We start from the raw sequence: 25,762 nt of genomic DNA, 5'->3' as shown, positions 1-25,762 counted from the left end.
GCGCGGTTCAGGACCAGTCGAAGGCTTGGGCGTCGGACGACAGGTAGGCGCCCTCCACCGCGTCCGACCAGGTGCTGTACTGGCGCAGGCCGTAGAGCAGGGGACGCACCGGACGCAGCCGGGCGATCGCCTGCACCCGACCGAGTACCACCGCATGGTCGCCGACCACGCTCATGTCCTGCACGACGCAGTCGGCGACGGTGTGGGCGGCGTCCATCAGGTGCGGGCCGAGGGCTGGGGCGTCAGTGTGCCAGCGCACCCGGTCGAAGCGGTCGCGGGCGCCCGAGCCGAAGAGTTCGGCGGCGCCCCGGGCCCGGTCGTGCAGCAGGTTCACCGCGAACGCGCCACTGGACGAGATGGCCTCCAGGGTGGGACTTCCGCAGCGCAGGCACACCAGCAGCACCGGCGGGTCGAGCGACACGCTGGTCAGCGAGGTACACGTCATACCCCGGGGTTTGCCGTCCGCGTGCAGCGCGGTGGTGATCACCACCCCGGACGGAAAACTGGCCATCAGCCGGCGCATGTCCATCCGGGCGAGCTCGTTCGACGCGGTCATCACAGCCTCCTGGTGAGGTTCGGGTGGAACGCGTGGACGGCCTCAGACAGCACGGCGCCGGCGAAGTCGGGGAACCCGGTGCCCAGAAAGTGGAAGTGGCCACCAGGGAACAGCCGCTGCCGGAACTCCGCACTCGTCTCGGCGGCCCAGCCAGCCAGCGAGATGGGCGGCGCCCACGGGTCGTCGACGCCGCCGAACGCGGTCAGCGGCGCCGACAGGCCGGCGCGCCCGCGCGGTGGCACGTACGTGTCGAGCACCCGCAGATCGCCGCGGATCAACCGGAGCACCTGGTCGCGGAAGCCGGGCACCCGGTGGATCTGGTCCGGCATGCCACCCAGCGCGCGCAGCTGCCGCAGCAGGTCGATGTCGGCCACGTCGTGGTCCAGCACCCGCCCGCCCCGGTGGCCGGGAGCGGGTCGCCCGGAGACGCCGACCCAGCCGACCCGGGCGCCCCGGGCCTGCAACTCCCGGGCGGTCTCCACTGCCACCACCGCACCGAAGCTGTGCCCGAACAGCGCCAGCGGTACATCGGCGTGGTCGAGCACGTCCGCGGTGGCCCGCTTGACGACCGCGGCCATGTCGGTGAGCGGGGCCAGCCGGTGCTGGCGGCCGCGGCCGGGCAGGTCGAGCAGCAGAAGCTCCCAGTCGGCCGGCACCTTGTGCACCAGCGGGTAGTACGCGCTGCCCGAACCGCCGGCGTGTGGGAAGACCACCAGCCGGGCCACCGGGTCGGCCACCGGAGCGGGCCGCAGGAAGGCGGGGTTCACAACGACTCCCCGTCAGCGGCGACGACCAGGCGGTCGGTGATGTGGTCGGCCAGTGTCGTGAGCAGGTCGGACAGCGGGCGGTCGATGGGCAGGTCCTCGGGGGCCAGTCCGACGTCGAACTGCTCCTCGATGCGGCTCATGTAGAGGGTGGAGACGAACGAGTCTCCGCCGGTTTCCAGGAACGAGCGATTCGGGTCGAGGTCCTCCGTGGCGTGCAGAACCTCCCGCAGCTCGGCCATCAGGTAGTCCTCGATCCCATCCCGGTCAGTGGGTCGGGCAATGGCCGGGCGCCCGGTCGGGGTGCTGGACCCGGCGGACTTCGGTTCGTCCACCCAGAACCGCCGCCGTCGGAACGGGTAGGTCGGCAGGTCGGACGCCACCGTGACGCCTGGCCGGCGCAATGCTTCCAGCCGCAGGTCGGCACCGTCGGTGAAGAGGGCGGCCAGCGCGGTGAGCAGCAGACCGGCCGGTTCGGCACCGGTCAGCGGAAACGCGCGTCGGCCGTCGCCCCACTCCAGCCGGGCCGCGGGCGCGTACCCGCCGGCTCGGACCGCCACCCCGAACCGCTCGAGCACGGCGGCGAACCCGCCGGCGGCCGGTACCGGCCAGATCTGCGCGAGCGCCGCGAGTGCCGCCGCGTCGTCCGGGCCGGTGAACAGCGTCACCCGCCGCACTACCGCGTTCGCGGCGCCCTCGGCAGCAAGCAGGTGCTCGGCGAGTTCCGCCGGGTCGTCGCCCGTGACGGCCAGGCGATACGCAAACGGGGCCCGCCCGGTGCGGAGGGTGTGACAGATCGACGCGAACCGCTCGGGGCCACCCCGGAGCAGGCGGGCCGCTACGGTGGTGGCCAGCGTCCGGAGGGCCTCGGGATCCCTGGCGGACAGGGTGAGCAGCTCCGGACCGATCGGGACGGGCGGCTGCGGTTCGGCAGCGTAGGCCTCAAGCACCACGTGGGCGTTCGTGCCGCTCATGCCGAACGAATTGACCCCGGCCACTCGGCGCGACAGGCCGACTGGCCACGGCTGGTTGGCCCGGGGCACGGTGAACGAGATCCGGTCCCACGGGATGTGTGTGTTGAGTTCCTCGTCGCCGGTGGCCGCCGGAATCTCGCCATGCTCCAGCATCAGCACCGTCTTCATCAGGCTCGCGATACCGGAGGCGGCCTCCAGGTGGCCAATCCGGGACTTGACGCTGCCCACGGCCAGCGGGATGCCGCGCTCGCGGACGGCGGCGCCGAGCGCGGCGTCCAGGGCGCCGATCTCGATCGGGTCGCCGAGCAGGGTGCCGGTGCCGTGCGCCTCCACCCAACCCAGGTCGGCGGCGGAGACCCCGGCGTCGGCCAGCGCGGCCCGGACCACCTCCTCCTGGGCCGGGCCGTTCGGCACGGTCAGGCCGGAAGCGGCACCATCGTGGTTGACCGCCGAGCCGCGGACCACCGCGTGGATCGGGCGGCCCTCCCGCTCGGCCTGGTCAAGCCGCATCAGCACCAGGACACCGACACCCTCGCCCCGGCCGTACCCGTCGGCGGTCGCCAGGAACGACTTCGACCGGCCGTCCGGTGCCAGCGCCCGACTTTGACAGAGCGACACCATCAGGTTCGCCGAGAGCAGCAGGTTGGAGCCGCAGACCAGGGCGTACCGGCAGTCTCCGGCACGCAGCGCCCGGACCGCGAGGTGGAACGCCACGAGCGAGGACGAGCAGGCGGTGTCCACGCTGACCACCGGTCCGGAGAAACCCATCACGTAGCTGATCCGACCGGCACCGAAGCAGAGACCGCCGCCGGTCGCGTAATACGGGTCGAGTGGCGTCTTGTCGGTCCGGACGGCCAGGCGCTCGCCATACTCGGAGGCCATCATGCCGAGGTAGACGCCAACGTCGAGGCGGTCGGAGCGGCGAACCGCGATGCCGGCCCGTTCCAGCGCCTCCCATGCGGTCTCCAGCAACATCCGCTGCTGCGGGTCTAGCAACTCCGCCTCGCGCTGCGAGATCCCGAAGAAGTCCGCATCGAAGTCGGCGATCCCGTTCAGGAACGCGGCGTGGTCGACGTAGGAGTGGCCGGGGGTAACCGGGCCGGGCCGGTGCACGTCGCGCAGCCCGGGCCGGTCCTGCGGGATTGGGCTCAACGCCCTACCGCCCTCCCGCAGGAACGTCCAGTAGCGTTCCGGGGTACGCAGATCGCCGGGGAGACGCAGACCCATGCCGACCACCGCGAGCGGTGGACGCGCCGCCGTTTCCAGTTCACGGATCCGCGCCTGTTGCCGGCGGGACAACTGGAGCTGCTCCTCGATCACCTGCCGCAGCTGCTGCACATCCATCGTCTGATCCCTCATTCCTCGGCGGCCAGGTCCGCTCGCGCGGCCTGGACGAGTTCCTCGAGCGACAGTGCGGTGAAGTCGTTCTCCGGCCCGTCGGCCCCGTTCGGCCCGCCCGGCGCGGTTTCAGCCGGGAAGATCAGCTCCAGGACGTGCGCGGAGACCTGCGAGACCGTGGGATGGTCGAGGGCGACCGTGGCTGGCAGGTCGACGCCGATTGCGTGTGCGAGCCGGGTCCGCAGGTCGATCACCATGATCGAGTCCAGTCCCAGCTCGGCGAAGCCGGTGCCGTGGACCACCGCGCCGGGCTCACCGAGGATCTCGGCGGTGAGCTCCGCGACGATCTCCGGCAGCCGGTCGGCGCGGGCCTCCGGCACCAGCCCGTCGAGCAGGTCCCGGAGCCAGCCCGGCTCTCGCTCCGGGCCAGTCGCCGTACTCGTGGTCTGGACCAGCCGGTCGACCAGCGCGGCGCGCGGTGTGCCGGGGGCGTACCGCTCGGCGTCGAGCACCACCGCGACCAGCCGCTCGGCGGCGCCCGACCCGGCGTGCCGGAGGATCGGCGCGGCCTCCTCGTCGGTGAGTGCCCGCACCCCTTGCCGGGCGCTCGCCGCGCGGGCCGCGCCGGTGTCGGCCAGGCCGCCCTTCAGCGCGGGCGTCCACGGCCCCCAGTGGACCGCGACCGCCGGCATCCCGGCGGCGCGCAGGTGGGCGGCCAGGCCGGCGAGGTAGCCGTTCGCCGCCGCGTAGTTGGCCTGCCCGGCCGAGCCGAGCACCGCGGACACCGAGGAGAACAACACGAACGCAGTCAGCGGAAGGTCGCGCACGGCATCGGCCAGCACCTCCGCGCCATGCGCCTTGCCGCTGAACACCGACCGGTACGCGTCGTCGGTCAGGTGCTCGAAAGCACCGTCTGCGGTCGTCCCGGCAAGGTGCCAGACGGTGCTCAGCGGGGCGTCCGCACCGGCCTCCGCGACAGCCCGGCGGCAGTGGTCGGGGTCAGCGACGTCGCCGGTGACCACCCGGATGGTCGCATCGCCCGCGCTTAGCTCGTCCAGCAGAGCGAGAGTGGCCGGATCCGGTGCGGAGCGGGCCATCAGGGTGATCGCCGGAGCTCCCTGCCGGGCCAGGTGGGTAGCCAGGCTGAGCCCGAGCGCGCCGAGCCCTCCGGTGATCAGGACTGCACCGGGCGGGCCGCTCAGCGGCTCCGGTGGCGTCCCGACCGGGATCAGTCGCGCCACCTCGACACCACCGGCGGTGAGCCGAATCCGGTTCTCCGCGGTCGTGAGGTCGGCCGGGACCACCGCACGGTCGGCGGTCACCCGGATCACCCGCCGCGCCGGTTGTTCCGCCTCCACCGCGGCGAGCAGGCCCCAGAGGGCTTCGCGGAGCGGGGCGGCGGCCGGACCGTCGGCGCAGACCACGACGTACGGGCGGGACTCCGGCGTGGCACGCAGGCGGGCGGCGACGTCCACGACCGCGGCCAGTACCGCCTCTGCGGACACGTCCGGGGCAGTTGCCGCGTACCGGCTGTCGATCACCGGGTCAACCGGGGGCGCGGCCGCCGGTACGTTCAGGGCCGGCACCCAGTCCAGCGTGTAGGTGTGCGCGCCGGCCTCGCGCAGCGATCGCTCCAGCAGGTCGCGCGGGGCCCGGCGGATCCGGAACGCGTCCACCAGGAGCACCGGGGCACCGGTGCCGTCGAACATCCGGATGTCGGCCACGTCGTCCTGCCGCAGCCGCACGTGGCCCCAGAGTTCCTCCGCGGGGTCGGGGCGGCGGCGCAGCTCCAACCGGGCCGCGGCGAATGGGATGGCCAGTGCGTCCTGCTCGGCGGGGGCGCCAACAGCAGTCGGGTCGACGTCGAAGGTGACGATGCCCTGCAGGCAGGAGTCCAGCAGCCCGGGGTGGACGGCGTACCCGGACGGGTCCTCGTTCATCGCGTCCGGCCGTACGTAGCGGACCAGGGCCTCGTCGCCGCGCAGCCAGACGTCCCGGATCCAGCGGAACGACGGTCCCAGGTGGTAGCCCATCCCATAGAAGTGCCGGTAGAAGTCGTCGCCGGCCAGGTGCCGGTCAGCGACGGCCCGGAACCGGCCGGGGTCGGGCAGCACCCAATCGGGCGGGGCGGGGTGGGCGGGCGGCGCGGCGGCAGCGACCCGGGCGGAGAGGTGCTCCTGCCACCGGCCCCGTTCCGGATCGACCAGACTCTGCACGGTGACCGTCCGGTCCTCCCCCACGGTGACCTGCACCTCGTAGTGCTCGCCGTCGTGCAGAACCAGGGCGCGCGGGAACCACAGGTCCTCCAGCACCGGCGTTACGCCGTCGACGGCCAGCGCGGACAGAACCGTGGCGGTCTGCGAGGCACCAGGCACCGACACCGTGCCGTACAGCCGATGGTCGGTCAGATGCGGCGGGAAGGTGGCACTGCGTTCGGTGCGGAACACCCGGCCCCGCAGCGCCGGCGAACGGAGCGGAACGCCCCAGGCGGGTCCCCGGTCCGCCGTCGTCGCTGGGGACGATCGGGCCGGTGCCCAGTAGCGGGTATCGGCGAACGGGTATCGGGGCGCGGGAACCCGCCCAGACCGGGGTTGGATCCGCGACCATGCGAGGTCCTGCCCGGCCCGGTAGAGCGAGGCGACCGCGGCGAGCAGTGTGTCCCGGTCCCCCGCACCGCGGCGCAACGACGCCACGCCACCCCCGGCCGGAGTGAGCCCTGCGGCGCGGACCAGGTTGACCAGGGTGCGGTCCGGCCCGATCTCCAGGCACATGTCGACGTCGAGAGCGGCCAGGTGGGAGGCACCAGCGTGGAACCGCACCGGGTTGCGGGCGTGGCGCCACCAGTAGTCGGCGTCGTACCCGTCAATCGGCGCCCCGGTGAGGTTCGAGATCACCGGTACGACCGGAGCACGCTGCTCCAGACCCGCGATGGCTGCGGTGAACTCCGCCTCCATCGGGTCCAGCAGTCGAGAGTGGAAGGCGTGCGAGACGGTGAGGGCGCGGTGCCGGACGCCGTCCGCCCGCAGCCGGGCGGCGAACGCGTCCACCTCGGCGGGCAGACCGGACACCACGGTCGCCTCGGGGCCGTTGACCGCGGCGAGGTCCAGGCCAGCACCGGTGATCCACTCGGCGACCCGGTCCTCGGCGGCCACCACGGCAAGCATCGCCCCGGGCTGGGTGGCCTGCATGAGCCGGGCCCGGGACGCGATCAGACCCAGACCGGCGTCCCGGTCCAGGGCACCGGCCACCACCGCGGCGGCGATCTCGCCGACGCTGTGGCCCATCACCACGGCCGGTGTGACACCCCAGGACCGCCACAGCTCAGCCAGCGCGATCTCCAGACTCACCAGGGCGGGCTGGGTCACTCGCGTCTCGTGGATCGCCTTCTCGTCGGCGCCGGAGAACACCAGGTCGGTCAGGGAGGTACCGAGTGCCGGGGCGAGCACCCGGTCGCAGGCGTCGAAGGTCTCCCGGAACACCGGCTCGGTCTCGTAGAGTTCCCGGCCCATGCCGAAGAACTGGCTGCCCTGGCCCGAGAAGAGGAACGCGACCCGGGGCGGCCGGACGGCGGACGTGGCCGGGCCGTCCTCGCGGGCGGTCAGTACCCGGCGGTGCGGGAAGTGCGCCCGGCCGGCACCGGCCACCGCGGCAAGCGCGGGTCGCAGCTCCTCCGGGGTGGCGTCGTGCCGCCGCCGCCAGGCAGCTGTGAGCCGTTCCAGGCCGTCTGGGTCCGGCGCGGACACTGGGAGCACGAGCCCGCCGGGACGGGCACCCGTCGGGCGGTCAGGTGCCGCGGCGAGCACGATGTGCGCGTTGGTGCCGGTGAAGCCGAAGCCTGAAACGCCGGCCACCCGGGGGCCGGCCGGCCAGTCGACGGTTTCGCCGACCACCCGCAGGTTCATGTCGGACCAGGCGATGTGCGGGTTGGGCGTGTCGAAGTGCAGGTTGCCGGGGATCCGCCCATGCCGCAGCACCAGGATGGTCTTGATCAGCGACGCCATGCCGGCAGCCGACTCGCTGTGCCCGATGACGGTCTTCACCGAGCCGACATGTAGCGGCCGCTGGGCGTCGCGGCCGGGGCCGAAAGCCCGCCAGGCGGCGCCGATCTCGATCGGGTCGCCCAGCGCTGTGCCGGTGCCGTGCGCCTCGAGGAAGCCGACTGAAGCGCCGTCCACGCCCGCGTCGGCCAGCGCGTCAGCGATCACGGCCTGCTGAGCGCGCCCGCTGGGCGCGGTCAGGCCGGACGATCCGCCGTCCTGGTTCACCGCGGTGCCGCGGATGACGGCGAGCACGTCGTCGCCGTCGCGTCGCGCGTCGGCCAGCCGCTTGAGCACCAGCACCCCGCAGCCCTCGGCCCGGACGAACCCGTTGGCGCCGGCCGCGAAGGTACGGCAGCGGCCGTCCGGCGACAGCATGTGGGCGCGGCTGACCGCTACCGAAGCGAGCGGATCGGCGATCACATTCACCCCGCCAGCCAGCGCGGCGTCGGCTTCACCGGAACGCAGGGCGCGCACCGCCAGATGTACCGCGACCAGCGACGACGAGCAGGCGGTGTCCACCGCGACGGCGGGACCGGCCAGGCCGAGCACGAACGCCGGGCGCCCGGCCGCGGCGTTCAGCGCGGTGCCGGTGCCGTAGTACGCGTCCACGGCGTCCGCACCGCCGCCGGCGAGCACCCGCGCGTAGTCGCCGTTGCTGATCCCGACGTAGACGGCGGTCCGCGTATCACGCAGGGAATGCGGGTCGATGGCCGCATCCTCGAGGGCGTGCCAGGTGCTCTCCAGCAGCAGCCGCTGCTGCGGGTCGAGGTTCTCCGCCTCCCGGGCCGGGATACCGAAGAAGCCAGCGTCGAAGCGGTCGATGTCGCTCAGCCAGCCGCCCTGATCGGTGGTGATCCGGTCGTGCAACGGTCCGTGGTCCCATCGGCCGGCCGGCACCCCCGTGACCGCGTCGCGTCCGGAGACGAGCAGGTCCCAGAATTCCTCGACGGAGTCCGCGCCGGGGAACCGGCCGGCCATGCCGACCACCGCGATCGCGCCCGGGTCGGGGGTCTCCGCCGGCTCGGCGGACGCGGCAGCCGCCGGTGTCGAAGGCGGCGCGAGGGCGGGCCGATCCAGCAGATGCTCGGCGAGCGCGGTCACGTTCGGATAGTCGAAGACGTCGGCGACCTGCACCGGGGTCTCGAAGGCGTACCCGAGGTCACGGGCCAGGTCGACCGCCATGATGGAGTCGAGTCCCAGGTCGAAGAAACCGGTCCGCTCACGGACCGCGGACGGATCGTCGTGCCCGAGGTGCGCGGCGACCAGGCGGGCGACGTACGCGCGTGCGGCGGCCGGCCGGTCCGCCGCCGGGAGCGCGGCAAGGTCGCCGAGCACCGAGGGGCGGGCCCCCGCTCCGGCTGGTCCGGGCGCCGGTGCGGCCGGCGCAGGTGGCGTTCCGGGAGGTGTCGTGACTGGCGCGGTGCCAAACAGGCCGCGCGGGCGCAGGCCGGCGAAGAACGCCGCGACCCGGTCGCGGTCGAGCGGGCAGGCAACCAGATAGCCGTCCGGGCCAGGTGCCGCGCCGATGAACGCGAACCGGCCCCGGCTGGCGTGCAGGGCGCCGACCCCCATTCGGGCAAACCGGTCACGGGAAGCGGCATCGGCCATGCCGTCGATCGCCCACGGGCCGTACGCGACGCTCACCGCTGGCAGGCCCGATCCCGCCCGGTGCGCGGCCAGCGCGTCCAGGGCTCCGTTGGCGGCGGCGTACGCCGCGTATCCCTCGGTGCCCCACAGCGCGGAAACCGACGAGACCAGCGTGAAGAAGTCCAGGTCGAGGTCGCGGGTCAACTCATGCAGCCAGAACGCGCCGTCCACCTTGCCCCGCAGAGCGGCTTCGATCGCCGCGACGTCCAGGGTGGACGCCGCTGCACGGCCGATCGTGCCGGCGGCGTGCAGCACACCACGCAGCGGTGGCAGCCCGGTGAGCACCGCGGCAGCCCGCTGCCGCGTCTCCGGCCGGTCGCAACCGCCGTCAAGGTAGGTCACCGTGACACCGTCAGCGCGCAGCCCGGCCAGGAAGGTAGTGGCGGCCGGGTCGAGGGCGTCCTCCGGGCGGCGCCCGATCAGCAGCAGGGTACGCGCACCGCGGCCGGCCAGCTCGGCGACCAGTTCGCGTCCGACCGCGCCCAGCCCGCCGGTCACAAGGTAGGTGGCGTCCGCGCGGACCAGCAGCTCGGCGGGCCCGGCCGGGGTCTCGACGAGCCGGGCACCGAACAAGGTGCCGTCCCGGACCGCGGCCAGGTCCTCCAACACCGCACCAGAGGGGGCAGACAGGAACGCCACCGCGGACGTGAGGTCGGCCGGGCCCGGCTCGGCGGGCAGATCCAGGATGCCAGCGAACAAGGAGCCGAACTCCAGGCCGAGAACCGGCGCCAGGCCGTGCAGCAGCCCGGCCGCAGTGCCGGGCACCCGGTCGTCCGGCCGGACCCGGCGGGTGCCCCGAGTGACCACCGCGACTCGGTGACCGTCGGTCAGCGCCTGAACGACGGTGGCGCAGGACGCGGCGTCGGCCTCGGCGAAGGCCAGCACCAGGGTGTGCGGTTCGTCCGCCCGGCCGAGGTGCCCGGCGGCCGCGCCAGCGAAAACGGACCCGTCGGGGCCGGCAAACACCAGCGGCAGTCCGCCGGCGGTCGGGGCGGGCAGCGGCGTCCAGTCCAGGGTGAACAGGTCGCCGGGTGCGGTCGCTGGCTCCCGTACGGTCGCTGGCTCCGGTACGGTCGCTGGCTCCGGTGCATACCGTCGGCGCTGCCACGCGTAGGCGGGCAGGTCGACGACCCGCCCGCGCGGGCCGGGTTCGGCGGTGACCGGAACTGCGGGCGCCCCTGCGGCCAGCGCACGCAGCGCGGTCACGCCCTCGGCGGGATTCGTGGCGGCGATCCAGGCGCTCTCCGGGTGCCGGACCCGGCCGGTGGCAGCGGTCGCGGCGAAAGCGGTGAAGTCCTCCAGCGGCAGTGCGGCCAACCGGTCGGCATACGACGAGGCCAGCTCGCGCAGCGCAGCGCCGGTGCGGGCGGACACCGGGAACCCGGTGACCGGCTCGGCGGACACCTGCGGCGTCCCGACGTCCGGTGCCTCCAGCAGGATGTGGGCGTTGGTGCCGCTCATACCAAACGAACTGACCCCGGCCATCCGTCCGGCGCTGTTCTCCCAGTCGAGCAAACGGTCGGGTATCTCGACGGCGGTTCCGGACAGGTCGATGCGCGGATTGAGCGTGCGGAAGTGAACTACCGGCGGTATCTGCCGGTGCCGGATCGTGAGCGCCGCCTTGATCAGACCGGCCACCCCCGCGGCGGACTCCAGGTGGCCCAGATTCGACTTCACCGAGCCCACCCACAGCGGGGCGCCGCCGTTGCGCCTGCCGAGGGCTGTGGCCAGCGCCTCCATCTCGATCGGGTCGCCGAGGGCGGTGCCGGTGCCGTGCGCCTCGACGTACCCGACGTCCCGAGGCTCGACGCCCGCGCCGGCCAGTACGGTCTCGATCAGCGACACCTGGGACAGCACGTTGGGAGCGGTGAACCCGGTGGACCGGCCGTCCTGGTTGGTCGCCGAGCCGCGGATCACCGCGTGGATCCGGTCACCGTCGCGGATCGCGTAGTCAAGGCGCTTGAGCACCAGCACTCCGCAGCCCTCGCCGCGGGTAAAGCCGTTGGCCCGCGCGTCGAACGCCTTGCACAACCCGTCCGGGGCGAGCGATCCGGTCTGCTGCACCAGCCGGGTGGACCGGGGCGACAGGATCAGGTTCACCCCACCGGCCACCGCCACGTCGCACTCTCCGCGGCGCAGGGCCTGACCGGCCAGGTGCACGGCGACCAGCGACGAGGAGCATGCGGTGTCGATCGCCACCGCCGGACCGGTCAGACCGAGTGTGTACGCCACACGTCCGGCCGCGAAGCAGTGGCCGTTGCCGGTCGCCCAGTACGCGTCCGGCTCACCGGGCAGCCAGTCCCGGTAGTCCTGGCCGGTGACCCCGACGAAGAACCCGGCGTTGCGGGCCGGCAGCGTGTCGGCGGGCAGGGCAGCGTTCTCCAACGCCTCCCAGGTGACCTCGAGTAGCAGGCGGTGCTGGGGGTCCAGGGCGCGGGCCTCGCGCGGGCTGATCCCGAAGAACTCCGCGTCGAAGCCGAGCACGTCGTCCAGGAAGCCGCCGCGCCGGGGCAGACTTGCCCATTCGGCGGCGTACGGGCCGAAGCGGGCCGGTGGCATCGGCGCCACCAGATCCCGGCCGCCGGCCAGTGCGCTCCAGTAGTCGTCGGTGGTGGAGATGCCACCGGGCAGGCGCAGGCCGATGCCGACGACCGCGATCGGTTGACTGCCCTGTTGTTCGTCGAGGCGCTTGCGCAGCGACCGGATGGTCGCCATGGCCCGGGCCAGCTGGGAGTCGCTCATCTGCGGGCCTCCGCCGGAACGAGCCGCTCGCACAGGGCGCCGGCCAACGCGCGGGCATTGCCGTACGTCCAGAGCAGCGTCGGTGACAGCTTGATGCCGAACGCCGCCTCAAGCCGGTTGCGCAGCTCCAGGCCCATCAACGAGTCCAGACCGAGTTCCTTGAACGGGGTGTCAGGATCGACCCGGTCGGAGTCGAGGCGCAGTACCCGGCCGGACAACTCGCGAACCTGGGCCTCGGCGAGTTCCCGTTGTTGCTCCGGACGCGCCTGCCGGAGCCGGTCCAGGAACTCGCCGCCGTTCGCCGCGACCACGCCGCCATCGCGGGCGGCCGCGTGCAGCAGCTGCCAGCTCGGCAGGCTGGCGGTGTCCGGGTAGGCGTCGAACCAGCGGCGTAGGTCGAGTGGCACATATCCGGTGACCGGCACGTCGCGGTCGAGCATCCGGACCAGGGCGGGCCATGCCTCGCCCACGTCGAATCCGACCATCCCCCGCTCGGCGAGCCGGGAACCCCGCTGTTCGTCCTCGGCGGCCAGTCCGACGTCCCGGAACGGGCCCCACTGCACACTCAGCGCGGGCAGACCCGACCTGCGGCGGGCCTCCGCGAAGGTGTCCAGGTAGGCGTTCGCCGCAGCGTACGCGGCTTGACCGGTGTTGCCGACCAGCGCGGCGGCCGAGGAGAACAGCACGAACAGGTCGAGGGGGTCGTCCGCGGTGACCGCCTCCAGGTTGCGGGCTCCGTTCACCTTTGGTGCCAGGACCCGCTCAAGCTGCCCGGCGGTGAGGGTGTCGACGGTGGCGTCGTCCAGCAGGCCAGCGGCATGTACCACCCCCCGGATCGGCGGCAGGTGGGTGCGAGCACCGGTGACCACGCGGCGGACCGCGACCGCGTCCGCGACGTCGCAGGACAGCGCCGTCACGGTGGTGCCGGCGGCACGCAGCGCGGCGATCCGGGCCTCCGCGGCCGGGCCGGGCGCGGAGCGGCCCAGCAGCAGCAGCGCCCCGGCGCCCCGGGCGGCGAGGAACTCGGCCAGGGAGAGGCCGAGAGCGCCCAGGCCGCCGCTGATGAGGTAGGTGCCATCGGCGCGGAAGGAGCCACCGGGCATCGGGACCGGCGCGATCCGGTCAGTGGTGGTGGGGTCGAGCACCACGAACTTGCCGATGTGGTCGCCGTGCGACATCTGCCGCAGCGCCTCGCCTGCCGCTGCGAACGGGTGGGTGCGGACCGGCAGTTGGCGGACCGTGCCGTCGGTGACGAGCCGCCACGCGGCGGCGAACACCCGGGCGAACCGGTCGGGCCGGCGGTCCATCATGCCGGCCAGGTCGACCGCGCTGAGGGTGATGCCCTTGCGGAAGGCGTCCAGCCCGATCGGACGTCCGGCGTAGATGTCTTTCTTGCCGATCTCGATGAACCGACCGTCCTCGGCGAGCAAGTCCAAGCCGAGCTGGATGGCCGCACCTGCCAGCGAGTTGAGCACCACGTCGACGCCACGGCCGCCGGTCGCGGCCCGGACCCCGTCGGCCCACGACAAGTCGCGGGAGTCGAACACATCGACAACGCCGAGTGCGCGCAGATGGTCGCGTTTCGCCTGGCTTCCGGCAGTGGCGATCACCGTGCCGCCCAGGGCCTGGACCACCTGCACGGCGGCCAGACCCACGCCACCGGCCGCGGAGTGCACCAGGACCGTCTCCCCCGGTTCCAGGCGGGCGAGGTCGGCCAGCGCGTACCAGGCGGTGGTGAGCACCAGCGGCAGCCCGGCCGCCTGCACGTCGGAGAGCTCGCCAGGGATCGGACGGGTGTGGTCGGCGCGGACGGTGACGTGGCTGGCCAGCGACCCGAAGGCGCAGGCCACCACCCGGTCGCCGGGCTGCGGTGACGTGACGCCCGGCCCGACCGCAGTGACCCGGCCTGCACACTCGCCGCCGAGCAGGTCCGCGTCGGCCGAGTTGTCGGGATACCCACCAACCGCCTTGAGTACGTCGATGAAGTTCAGGGCGGCCGCGCTCACCTCGACCTCGATCTCCCCCGGGCCGGGCTCTCGACGGCTGAGCGGGATGTTCTCCACGCCCTCCCAGAGCCCGGGGCGCAGCGCGGCAACCCGGAAGGGCTGGTTGGCGGTACGGCGGGCGGGTAGGCCTGCGGCGTCACCGGCCGGGCCGCGCAGCAGGCGGCCGGCGAACCGGGCACCGTCGCGCAGTGCCACCTGGTCGTCCTCGCCGGTACGGATCTCCGCGGCGCAGGCGGCGGCGTCACTGGCCGATCCGAGGTCAATGAGCCGCGGGGACAGTTCCCCGTGCTCGCGGCGCAGCACGCGCAGGTATCCCCAGTAGAGCGCCCCACCGGGGTCGGGCCGGTCATCAGGCAGCACTGCCTGGGCGTTCTCGGTGACCACGGTGAGTACGGGCGGTACCCCGCGGCGCAGGGCGGCCCGGACCACCTCGGTCAGCCGCAGCAGCCCGGCCCGCTGGCCGGCCAGGCCAACGTCCGGCCCGGGCGCGGCGAAGACCACCTCGGCAGCCTCGACGGCCGGGTCCAGCGCCAGGCGGTCGTGGCCGTCCTGGACGGCGTCGTCGAGGACGGCGGCGAGCGGGCCGACAGACGCGCCCGGGCCGCAGATCAGACGGCGGCCGGCCCGGGGCGCGGCTGGGTCTCGGGCCGGCAGCCAGTGCAGCCGGTGCAGTCGCTCGGCATCTTCGGTGGCGTCCCTGCCGATGTCCAGGCGGCGCAGCAGCAGGCCGGTCAGGCGCAGCAACGGGCGTCGGTCGGTGGTGAAGACGGTGACGTCCACCCGCAGGTCGTCACGGCGCACCGCGTGCGACCAGACCGCCGTTACCGGTCTGGCCGCATCCCCGAACAGGTGAATGCGCTCGACGGCGACCGGCACCACGGTCTCGGCGGAGGGGAACACCGCCAGAGACACCTGCAACGCGCCGTCCCACAGCACCGGGTGCAGGACGTCCCCGGCCGCCCGCAGGCGGTCGCCCAGCACCACCTCGCCGACCGCCTCGCCGTCCCCGACGTGCAGTGACTGGATCACCTGGAATCCCGGGCCGTACGGCAGGCCGCGGGTCGCGCAGGAACGGTAGAAGCTGGCCACGTCGGCGGGTGCTGGCAGGTCCGGGAAGGGGATCGCGGGGTGGTCGGCGTCCCGGAACGCGACCCGGGCACGGGCGTTGACGGTCCAGGCGGTGCCGCCGGTCGGCAGCGACAGCAGGCGGAAGCTGCCTCCGTCCGCGACGTCATCGCGCCACTCGACGGTCAGCCGGGCCGGGTCGTCGGTTAGCGTGACCTCGCGGTCGAAGGAGACCTGCTCCAGGACGCGGGGCGGGCGCCCGGTACGGGCCTGGGCGGTGCGGACGGCCAGGGCCAGCATAGCGGCGCCGGGCAGCACCACCGCGTCGTGCACCCGGTGGTCGGCGAGCCAGGTCTGCTCGTCCAAAGCGAGTTCCACCGCGCCGTGCAACGTGTCGGCGACTCCGGGCGCCGGTGCGAGGATGACCTCGAAGCCGCGCCGGACGGTGCCGCGCGGTGCCCGTGCCGCGGGCCAGTACGCCTCCGACTCCAGCGGGTGCCCGGGCAGATCGATCGGCGGCTGCGGGGCGGTGGCGGCGAAGGGCTCGAGGCCGGCGACGTATCCGCGGGCGAGCGCAAGGCCCAGGTCCCTTCGGGTGCCGGCGTCCCGACGTAGGGTGGACAGCACGGCGACCGGTCCGGTGTGCTCGGCGACGAGCTGCTCGATCGCGGGCACCAGGACGGGATGTGGGCTGATCTCCACCACGTGCGTGACGCCATCGTCGAACAGGCGCCGCATGGCGTCGGCGAACAGCACCGGGCGGCACAGGTTCTCGGCCCAGTAGGCGGCATCCATGTCGGTGCCGTCCAGCAGCTCGACCCGGACCGTGGACATCAGCCGGATGTCGCCGCTGCGGGGTGCCGCCGGGGCGAGCGCGGTCACCAGGTCAGAGCGCAGAGCGTCCATCTGTGGGCTGTGCGAGGCGTAGTCGACGTTGACGAGGCGGCAGAACGTTCCCTCGGCGTCCAGCAGTTCCTTAAGGGTGAGGACGTCCTCGCGGTCACCGGAGAGCACGCACGACCGGGGCCCGTTGTGTACGGCCAGGGTGACCGTATCCTCGAAGCCCTCCAGGGCCCGCCGGGCACCGTCGGCGTCCAGGTCGACGGCGAGCATCAGGCCGCGGCCGGACGTGCGGCGGGCAATCGTGCTGCGCCGGGCCATGACCATGGCGGCGTCCTCGTAGGTGAGGATGCCGGCCAGGGTGGCCGCCGTGATCTCGCCCTGGCTGTGGCCGAGGACGACGTCGGGTTCGACACCGGCCGCCCGCCACAACTCGGCCAGGCCCAGCGACATCGCCCAGAGGGTTGGCTGGAGCATGTCTATCCGCGACATCCACTCCTCGCCCGCCTCGTCCTTGACGATCGCGGTCAGGTCCCAGTCGACGTGCGGGGCGAGGGCGGCGGCGCAGCGCGCGATCACGGCGGCGAACAGCGGGCTCTCCCGGTGCAGCGCCTTGCCCATGGCCCGCCACTGGGAGCCCTGTCCGGGGAAGATGAACGCGGTGCGCCCACGCGGCACGGCGCGACCGGTTTCCACGTCGGGCAGGTTGGTCGCCTCGTCCCGGTGCTCGGCCAGGGCCTTCAGGGCGGTACCCAGGGCCTGCGGGTCGTCCGCCAGCACTGCGGCACGTACCGGGAAGTGGTCGCGGTGGTGGGCGAGGGTGTTGGCCACGGCGGCCACCGGTTCAATGTCCGACACACGGGCGCGCAGCAGGCCGGCTGCCAGAGCCAGCGCGCCCCGGCTCTTGGCGGACAGCGGCACCAGGTGCGGCAGGCCGGTCGCCGGTCCGGCCGGGGCCGGGGCCGGGGCCGCGTTGGCGGGCGCTGGGGCGACCACCACGTGTGCGTTGGTGCCGCCCCAGCCGAAGGAGTTCACGCCGAGGTAGAACTGGCGGTCGGTGGGCAGCGGCAGCGCCTCGCGGACAACCGTCACGTTCAGATCGCCGAACGGGATCTCCGGATTCAACTCAGCGGAGTGCAGGCTCGGCGGCACCGTGCCGTGGCGCAGCGCGAGCAGCACCTTGAACAGCCCGGCCAGGCCGGCGGTGGCTTCCAGGTGGCCGATGTTGGTCTTCACCGAGCCGACCGGCAACGGCCCGTTCGTCCGGTGCCGGCCGAGCACCTCGCCGATAGCGGCAGCCTCCACCGGGTCACCGCGACCCGTGCCGGTGCCGTGTGCCTCGATGTAACCGATGTCGTCCGGGGCGAAGCCGCCGTCGCCGTACGCCATACGCAGCAGTTCCACCTGGCCGGCCGCGCTCGGGGTGACCAGGCTGTCACCGCCACCGTCGTTGTTCACGACGGTCCGGGCGATCACGCCATGGATCCGGTCACCGTCGCGCAGTGCCCGGTCGAGGCGCTTGACGACGAGTGCGACCACCCCCTCGCCGCGAACGAAACCGTTGGCGTCGCGGGCGAAGGCGGCGCAGCGCCCGTCCGGGGACAGGCCCCCAAAGTGAGTCAGGCCGATGGTCACGTCCGGGGTGAGAATCAGGTTGACGCCGCCAACGATCGCGGCGTCGATCTCGCCGGCGCGCAGCGCCTGCCCGGCCAGGTGCAGGGCGACCAGCGACGACGAGCATCCGCTCTCGACCGTCAGGCTCGGACCGCGCAACTTCCAGGTGTACGACAACCGGGCCGCGATCACGTCGAGCGCGTTGCCGACCAGGCTGTGCTGGCTGGCTGTCGCCCCACGTTCCCGGCGCAACGTCTCGTAGTCGTGCCAGGACGCGCCCACGTACACGCCGGTGCGGCTGCCGGCCAGCCGGCTCGCGGGAATCCCAGCATCCTCCAGCGCCCGCCAGCCGACCTCCAGCAGCAGACGCTGCTGCGGATCGATGTCCTCGGCCTCGCGCGGTGAGATGCCGAAGAACCCTGCGTCGAAGCGGTCCACGTCGTCGAGGAAGCCACCGACCGCCTGGATGTCGCGTTCCGGGTCCAGCGGCGCGGACGCGTCCCACCGGTCGACCGGCACCGGGCGGACGGCGTCGCCGCGGTTGATCATCAGCGACCACAACTCGGCCGCGTCACCGGCACCGGGAAAACGGCCGGCCATGCCGACGACGGCAACCTGGTGTGCGGGATCGTGTTGCGCTTTCGAGTCCATTCGCTGCCTTCTCGTTGGGAGCCATCAAACGTTTCCTGGCGCTCAATCCAACCTACGGCCGAGGCGAATTCCAAGGAACCCCGAACCACCCGGACCAACCCCGAGACACCCCTAATCCGGCGAGACGGCGCGCGGGCCGGAAAGCATCAGCTCTCCGGCCCGCGCGCATTTATCCGGGTATCGCGGTCAGGGCCGCAGACGCATCCGGACCAGACCCTTGGTCGCCCGGGTCATCATGCCGCCGATTTCCGGCGGGGCCGACCGCCGGCTCCACACCGCGTTGCGCGCCATCTTGTCCGGTGAGGCGCTGAAGCACCGGTTGGCCGGGTCCGCGAAGCCGAACGACGGCGGCAGGTAATCGGCCTCGCCGATCTTGCCGAAGATCCGGGAGGCGGCGTCCGCTGGCGTGGTGGTGCCCGCCTCCACCGCCTGGCACTGCTGCCGGGTGAAGGTGCCGAGCTCGTTGAACCGGTCGCTGACCGGGAACGGCGAACCGGGGTACCGGCTCTGTTCCAGATCCAGGAACACTTTGTCCTCGCCGCTTTTCGAGTAGCGGTAATAGGCGTCCTCGATGACCACGTTGCCAAGCATGGTACCGAGCTGCCAGGTGCGATTGACCGCGTTCCACAGATCATAGTCGCGAAATGCCACGAACGAGCTGTAGACGATGTCGTCGTGGAAGTCAAACAGGCCCTGCTGCACGGTTTCCAGGTATTCGAAACGCTCTGTTGACCAATTGCCGTCCCGGGCGGCAGCGATCAGCCTCCACGCCATCATGTTGATCAGTTCGAGCGTGTTCGTCATGCCTCGGGAGTAGAGCGGGTCGATGAAACCGGCGGCGTGCGAGGTGAGGCAGAACCGGTCGCCGACGATCTGCTTCGCGGAGTACTGCAGCCGGCCGGTTGCCACCCAGGGCCGCACCGGCCTGGCCTCCTCGAACTGCCAGGCGATGTCCGGAAAGCGCTGCAGGAAGCGGCGAAACTCCGCCTCCGGCGGCATGTCGGTCTTCGGGTGCACCCGGGAATCGAGGGTGAGCCCGACGCTGACCAGCGGGTTGAGCGAGTCGGGGTGGTTGTCGAACGGGATCACCCACATCCAGCCGCCGTCGAAGACATGGTGCAGGGTGCCGTTGTGCCAGGGGTTCGGCTGGCCGTGCGCGGCGGCCACCGGAGACTTGTCGAAGGGGCGCACCCCGAGGAGATGGGTGAAGATGCTGCGCGAGTGCGTCCGCGCCCTGGTCGGCACCTCACGCAGCTCGAATTTGTCGGCGATCGGCGACCGGAAGCCCCCGGCGTCCACCACGTAACTGGCCCGGAACTCGTCACCGCGGTCGGAGCGCAGCAGCACGCCCGCGTCCGGATCGATGTCCACGTCGACGATGCGGGTGTTCAGCCGGGTGTCCGCACCGTACTTCACCGCGGTCTGAAACAGGTACGTGTCGACGTCCTGCCGGAACAGGTGCGACTCGGTGCGCAGCATGGCCGGCACCACCAACTGGTTGACCTGCTGCGGGTTCTGCCGCTCACCCTCGCGGTGAAAGATGAACCCGAAGTTCTGCTTGCGCCCGCAGTTGCGCGACACGTGCTTCTGCACCCCGCGGAAGCTGGACAGCGGCTTGATCTCGGGCACGTCGTACCGGTCCGCGATGATCCGGGTCATGCCGGAGGTGAACGGGATGGTGGACTCGCCAATGGCGAAACGCGGATGACTGCCGGCGTCCAGCAGCAGCGTCTTGACGCCGTTGCGGGCCAGTACCGCGCCCAGCATCCCGCCCGCGATCCCGCTGCCGAGAATCGCCACGTCATACTCGTTGTTCGCGCTCATGAGCCTTCCTCCGACTGATGGTTGTTCATCCGCGCATCACGTCCAGCACCATCTCCTCGGGCAGGTCTTGCCGAGCCTTCACACCGAGCTTGCGGAATGTGCGGGTGAGATGCTGCTCGACCGTGCTGACCGTGACGCAGAGGCGCTTGGCGATCTCTCGGTTGGTGTAACCGCGCGCGGCCAGCTCGGCGACCCGGCGCTCGGCCCGGCTGAGCCGCTGCAACGCGGCCGAGCGCTCGGCGCCGGCGGCCGGCCGGCCCGCGATGGTGTAGGCCTCCGGCAGCCCGCGCAGCAGCGGTGTCGCGCCGCACGCCCGGGCCAGCCGGGCAGCCGCCTCGATCACCGGCCGTGCCCGGGCGGGCCGCCCGGCGCGGTGGTAGAACCGGCCCAGATCGGCGAGCGCGCCGGCCAGTTGCAACCGATCGCCGCACGCACGTAGCACCTCGATCGCGTCTGTCAGCAGGACTGCGCGTTCCCGCACCGGAGCGGCTGCGGCGAGCACCCGCAGCGACAGCCCCCGGGTCCGGGACGGGCCCGGGCGCACCAGGGCGAGCTGTTCCTGGGCGAGGGCGCGGGCCTTGGGGACGTCACCGAGGGCCAGATGAGCACGGGCCGCCTCGCTGCGCCACGGCACCAGCTCGGGCCGGTCGAATCCCCACTCGGCCATCATGGTGCCGCAGGCGGTGAAGTCATCCAGCGCGGCCAGCGGCCGGCCCTCGGCCAGATGATGCCAGCCGCGGGCATGGGTGTAGTGCAGTCCGAACCGGCTGCGGAACATGCCGGGATGCACCGGGATATCGAGATATGCGCTGGCCGCGGCGTGGTCGCCGGTCTCCACCGCAGCCTGCACCAGGTGTGTCAGCGGGCCGCCGATGCACACGCCCCAACTGTCCGCGGGCACGAGTTTGAGGGCGTTCTCGGCCAACTGCCGGGCGAGCACCGGGTTGCCTTGGCGCAACGCGATGCCAGCCCGCAGGGAGGCGAACTCGGCCTCCCACAGTGGCACCCGGCGCGCCCGGGCCTGCTCCAGCCAGTGGTCGCACCAGCCTGCAGCGGTCGGCAGCCGATCGGCGAACTGCAGCGCGGCGACACCGCAGAGCAGAGCCTCCTGGGTACGCTTGCCAAGGCGCATGGCCCGCATGGCGGCCTCCGCCTCTGCCACCGCGGCATCGTCGGCACCGTGGGCGAGTACATGGGACAGAGCGGCGGCGCTGCGCACCCGGGGGTCGCGGGCCGCGCCGGGCCCCGGCCGGCCGGGCTTCCGGCCGGGCACCAGCGACGGGTACGACGAGGACAGCACTTCCAGGGTCGCCCGGTTCTCGGCCGCCGTCACCGGTTCGGCGCCGTCGGCCCGGGTGACGACCCGGTCGATGGCATCGGCGGCCTCCTCGTACCGGCCGTACCACAGCAGGCACTTGGCCAGCAGCACCGCGTGCTGGGCGGGGAGCCGGCCGTCGCGCAACGCGACCGCGAGCTCGCCCAGGTGCCGGGCGGTGATCGACGGATTGAGCAGCCAGGCCGCTCCGGCGAGCAGGACCCGCAGGTGCATCTGATCTGTCTCGTCGGTGCACAGGCGCAGGGCTGCGTCGGCGCACGCGTAGGCCTCGGCAGCCCGGTTGTCGACCAGGTGCTGCTCGGCCGCCGACCGCAGCACGCCGAGCGCCCAGGCCGGCGGAGCCTGGTCGGTGGCGATCAGATAGCGGGCTACCCGGGTGGCCGGCGCCGCGCTGCCGTCGAGTAGTTCAGCCGCCCGGCGGTGCAACGCGGCCCGGCGCTGCGGCGGCAGGCTGGCCAGCACCGCGGCGCGGGCCACCGGGTGCCGGAATCGCGCCCCTTGTAGCAGGCCGGCAACCTGCAGCGCGTGCAGTCCGCGTTGGACGGTTGCCGATTCCTCGGCGTCGAGCAGGCGGTCGAGCAGGTCGGCAGCATCCCCCTCGTCGTCGAGCACGGCGAGGATCTGCGCCAGCCGCAGCAGCACCGGACGGCCGCGCAGGGCACAGCTCACGACGGCGTCGCCGTAGGCATCGCCGACGGTCAGTCGTACGGTGTCCGGAGCCGCGTCCCTGTGGTCCTCGATGAGTGCCCGCACCAGCAGCGGGTTGCCTGCGGTGATCTGCTCGCATTCCGGTGCGAGCGCCCGTGCGGCCGCCGCGCCGAGGTGCGCTGCGAGCAGTTGCTCCACGCCGCGACTGGACAGGAGGTTGAGTGTGATACGGCGATAGGTAGGCAGTCGGAGCAGGGCGGCCCGCAGCTGCGGGCTGGCCGAGCGGGAGAGCGTGGATTCAGCGAGCAACACCACGACCCGCGCCGACCGGATCCGGCCGAGCAGCTGGATCAGCCAGTGCTGGGAGAGAGTGTCGACGAATTGCACGTCGTCGACGCACAGCAGGATCGGCGTCTTCTCGCTGGCCTGTAGTACCTCGGCGCAGAGCTGATGCAGCGCGTCGGTCGTCGCCGGACTCAGCGTCCGGCGGCCACCATCGGGGTCAGCCTCCGCAGGCACCCCGCGGCCGAGTTCGGTGAGCAGCTCCCGAATCCGTGCCGGTCGCAGTGGATCCTCGGCATAGTGCAGGAGTTGGCCGAGCACCCCCGCGTCGGATGCCCGCTCGGCCCAGCAGCCCACCGCGCCGAGGACCAGGAACCCGGTCGCGGCCGCGCGTTCCTTCACGGCGTCGATCAGTTCGGTTTTGCCGCAGCCGATGCCGCCACCGACCACCACGGCGTTACCACGCCCCGCGGCGCCGGCCACCAAAACCTCGGACAGCTCGGCGAGTTCCTGCTCCCGTTCGACAAAGTTCATCTTCCCTGCCCTCTGCTGGGTGTACGGCACCGATCCGGGCGGCAGCCGGGCGGCTGCCGCCCGGGCGGGTCAGGAAGCGGCGTTCAGCAGGGCCGGTTCTGCCGTCCCTGCGATCAGGTCGTCGGTCTTGATGTTGAACAGCGGGTGCTTGCCGCCGAGGCCGGAGACCAGCGTCACGAAGTCCTTGCGCGGGTCGTTCTGGCGGCTTGGGTCGACGATCGTCTGGGCCTGGTCCCAGTAGAATTCCTTGACCTTGGTGCGGTCGTAGAACTTGCCGACGAAGGTACGGATCTCGTCGAAGAAGGAGCGGTAGGCGTCCGCGTACCGGGTCAGGGCGGCCTCCTCGATCTCTGGGTGCTCCAGCACCGCGTCGAGGATCTTGGAGAGCGCGCTGCCAGCCAGGGTGGCCAGCGCGACGCCGGTGGAGAACAGGGGATCGACGAACGCGGCGGCGTCGCCGACCAGCACCCAGCCAGGGCCGTAGAACTTGTCGCACTCGTACGACCAGTCGCGGGCAGACCGGAAGCCGGCCGACTGACGCGCGTCCTTGAGCAGGTCCTTGAGCTGCGTGGAGTTGCCGAGCTGGCGGTGGAACAACTCCTCCAGCGACTCACCGGACGCCGAGGCGGCGGCGGTGGCCGTGACGTACCCGACGCTCATCGTCTTGGTGTCGATCGGGATGCCCCAGAACCAGCCGCCAGGCAGACCCTCGATGAGGATGTTGGACGCCTCGTCGCCGGGGAGCCGCTCGGTGTTGTCGAAGTAGGTCCAGACTGCGACGTTGCGCATGTCGTCGTGCCAGTTGACGTTGGTCATCTTGCGGCCGATGACCCGAGCCTGACCCGAGGCGTCGACCACCATCGTGCCGCGAGCCTCCTGCACGTCCACCTCGGAGCCACGAATCGCGTACTTCACGCCGACGATCCGACCGTCCTCCTCGATGGTCTCCTTGACCGTGGCCTCCTCGACGACGTGTACGCCGAGCTCGCGTGCGCGGTCCAGGATGATCGAGTCCAGGTCGGCGCGGCGGACGTGGTACGAGTAGCTGTACGGGCCGCCCTCAATGAACGAGAAGCCCCACGGGATGCGCTGGGCACCCCAGTGCAGCGTGCCGCCCTGCTTCTTCTCGAAGCCGCGTCGCTCGAGCGTCTCGACGAGGCCGAGTTCCTCCATGGGGCGCATGAAGCCGGGGATGAGGGACTCGCCGATGTGGTAACGGGGGAACCGCTCCCGTTCCAGCACCAGGACCCGGCGGCCCCGCTGGCTCAACAGGGCGGAGAGGGTTGCGCCGGCCGGCCCGCCACCGATGACGATGACGTCGTATTCGCCGGTCGCGCCGTTCAGGTTGGACGACATTCGGATCTCCTTGGCCTGAGGCTTGGATCAGTTGGCGACATCGGGCAGGTTCACCGATGTCCGGAATCCGCTCCACCGCTCGGTTTGCCGAGGCGGATCGTGGGTACGACTTGAAGTTTGCGATATCCGTCTAGGAAGGATCTGTACGACGTCTGGACGTCGCGGCCGGGCGGACCTCCACGAGCACCGGCAGCGCGCGGGTCAATGCCCACCGGCGGGGCGAGAGCCGACGGCGGCGCTGCCCGTCCGCCGCCACCGGCCCCGGCTGGCGGGCTGCTCCGGAGCGGGGACGGCGGTGGGTATTTCGGCGGAACGATCGTTGAGCAGGAACGGAAGAGCGGCGGCCAGCGCCGCCAGCACGACGCCCGCCACGGCGGCGGCGTGCAGCCCGTCCACGTATGCGAGACGGGCAGCCAGTTGAAGCGCGGGTTCTCCAGTCGCCAGCGCGCCGCCAAGATGGTCCCGGGCCGCTTCGGGCGCGGCCGGCACCGCCTGGTCCAGCCGGTCGCGGTAGCGCAGGACCAGGGTGATGCCGAGGATCGCGACACCCACGCCGGCCCCGACCTGGCGGGCGGCGGTGGTGCGGCGCATAACGCCAAAGAAGTCGTCGGGTGCTGCGGCGCTGGCCGCCCGTAACCCCGCAGCCAGGCTCAGGCCGGATCCGACGCCGGCCGCAGCGAGGATCGCGGCGACCTGAGAGATTCCGGTGCCCGCGTCTACCGTCGTGAGCGCCAGCAGCCCTCCCCCGAGCACCACCATGCCGGCCACCACCACCGGGCGCGGTCCCACCCGCCTGCCCAGCCGCTCTCCCACTGCCACGCCAAGGAGCAGACCGGCGACCAGCGGGAGCAGGCGCAACCCCAGGCCGAGCCCGGAGGAGTCACCGACCCCCCGCAAGTAGGGCGTGACCACGAACAACACGCCCATCAGCAGGGCGTAGACGAGGCCGAGCACCGGGATGGGCCAGCCGGTCCACGACCCGCGCGCCGGGGCCGCCCGAGTCGCGCCGGCGCCGCCCGGCGGCAGCAGTGCGACCGTGACCAGGGCGAGCAGCACCACCGGCACGTGTACCAGAAAGACCGAACCCCACCAGAAGTGCTCGAGCAACCAGCCGCCGAGCAGGGGGCCCAGGCAGACGCCCAGGATCACCGCCGCCGACGCCCCGGCCAGCACCTTCGGCCGAGCCGACGGATCGACCAGGCCGGGCAGCAACGCCAGCGCGGTGGGCATCACCACGGCGGCGCCCGCGCCCATCACCACCCGAGCGAGCACCAGCGGCACCGACGTGGTGGCGAACGCGGTCACCGCCGCGCCGGCACCGAACAGCACCAGCCCGGCCAGCAGCAGGCGGTGCTGGCCGATCCGATCGCCGAGTGCGCTCAGCGGCAGCAACAGCACGCCGAAGGTCGCGAAGTAGGCGATCAGGACGAGGCGGACCGCCATGTCGCCTATCGGCAGCTCGACCATCAGCGACGGCAGCGCCAGGTAGGCCATCGTCGTGTCCAACCCGATCAGCAGCAGACTGGCCACCATCGCGGCCACTCC

The 25,762-nt window shown here is 72.4% G+C and carries 9 protein-coding genes; all 9 read right to left on the bottom strand.

What is annotated here, in order from left to right; translation table 11 throughout:
- Positions 1-7: 7 nt before the first annotated feature.
- Positions 8-556 carry a flavin reductase family protein gene (locus ACQEUX_RS03520; protein WP_433040976.1) on the bottom strand — a complete coding sequence of 183 codons (549 nt, stop codon included), beginning with the start codon at positions 554-556 and terminating at the stop codon, positions 8-10.
- Positions 556-1,323, bottom strand: coding sequence for a thioesterase II family protein (locus tag ACQEUX_RS03515; protein ID WP_433040973.1), 768 nt, complete (start codon positions 1,321-1,323; stop codon positions 556-558). Before ACQEUX_RS03515 ends, ACQEUX_RS03520 begins: the two co-directional genes overlap by 1 nt.
- Positions 1,320-3,638 (bottom strand): beta-ketoacyl synthase N-terminal-like domain-containing protein, encoded by a 2,319-nt coding sequence (locus ACQEUX_RS03510; protein WP_433040970.1) that lies wholly within the window; start codon positions 3,636-3,638, stop codon positions 1,320-1,322. Before ACQEUX_RS03510 ends, ACQEUX_RS03515 begins: the two co-directional genes overlap by 4 nt.
- 11 nt (positions 3,639-3,649) lie before the next feature.
- Entirely contained in the window at positions 3,650-12,061 is an 8,412-nt protein-coding gene (locus tag ACQEUX_RS03505) for an SDR family NAD(P)-dependent oxidoreductase (protein ID WP_433040967.1), read from the bottom strand.
- Positions 12,058-18,237: a type I polyketide synthase gene (locus ACQEUX_RS03500; protein WP_433040964.1), complete on the bottom strand. Its 6,180-nt coding sequence runs from the start codon at positions 18,235-18,237 to the stop codon at positions 12,058-12,060. Before ACQEUX_RS03500 ends, ACQEUX_RS03505 begins: the two co-directional genes overlap by 4 nt.
- A gap of 186 nt (positions 18,238-18,423) precedes the next feature.
- Positions 18,424-20,061 carry an NAD(P)/FAD-dependent oxidoreductase gene (locus ACQEUX_RS03495; protein ID WP_433040961.1) on the bottom strand — a complete coding sequence of 546 codons (1,638 nt, stop codon included), beginning with the start codon at positions 20,059-20,061 and terminating at the stop codon, positions 18,424-18,426.
- A gap of 25 nt (positions 20,062-20,086) precedes the next feature.
- Entirely contained in the window at positions 20,087-22,861 is a 2,775-nt protein-coding gene (locus ACQEUX_RS03490) for an AAA family ATPase (protein WP_433040958.1), read from the bottom strand.
- A gap of 69 nt (positions 22,862-22,930) precedes the next feature.
- Positions 22,931-24,217 (bottom strand): NAD(P)/FAD-dependent oxidoreductase, encoded by a 1,287-nt coding sequence (locus ACQEUX_RS03485; protein WP_433040955.1) that lies wholly within the window; start codon positions 24,215-24,217, stop codon positions 22,931-22,933.
- A 201-nt stretch (positions 24,218-24,418) separates the two neighbouring features.
- Entirely contained in the window at positions 24,419-25,750 is a 1,332-nt protein-coding gene (locus ACQEUX_RS03480; RefSeq protein WP_433040952.1) for an MFS transporter, read from the bottom strand.
- Positions 25,751-25,762: the final 12 nt, after the last annotated feature.

The organism is Micromonospora sp. CA-259024 (genome assembly GCF_050936255.1).
Classification (GTDB): Bacteria; Actinomycetota; Actinomycetes; order Mycobacteriales; family Micromonosporaceae; genus Micromonospora.
Note: the sequence above shows the minus strand (reverse complement) of the source record. Positions and strands in the feature narration are given on the sequence as shown.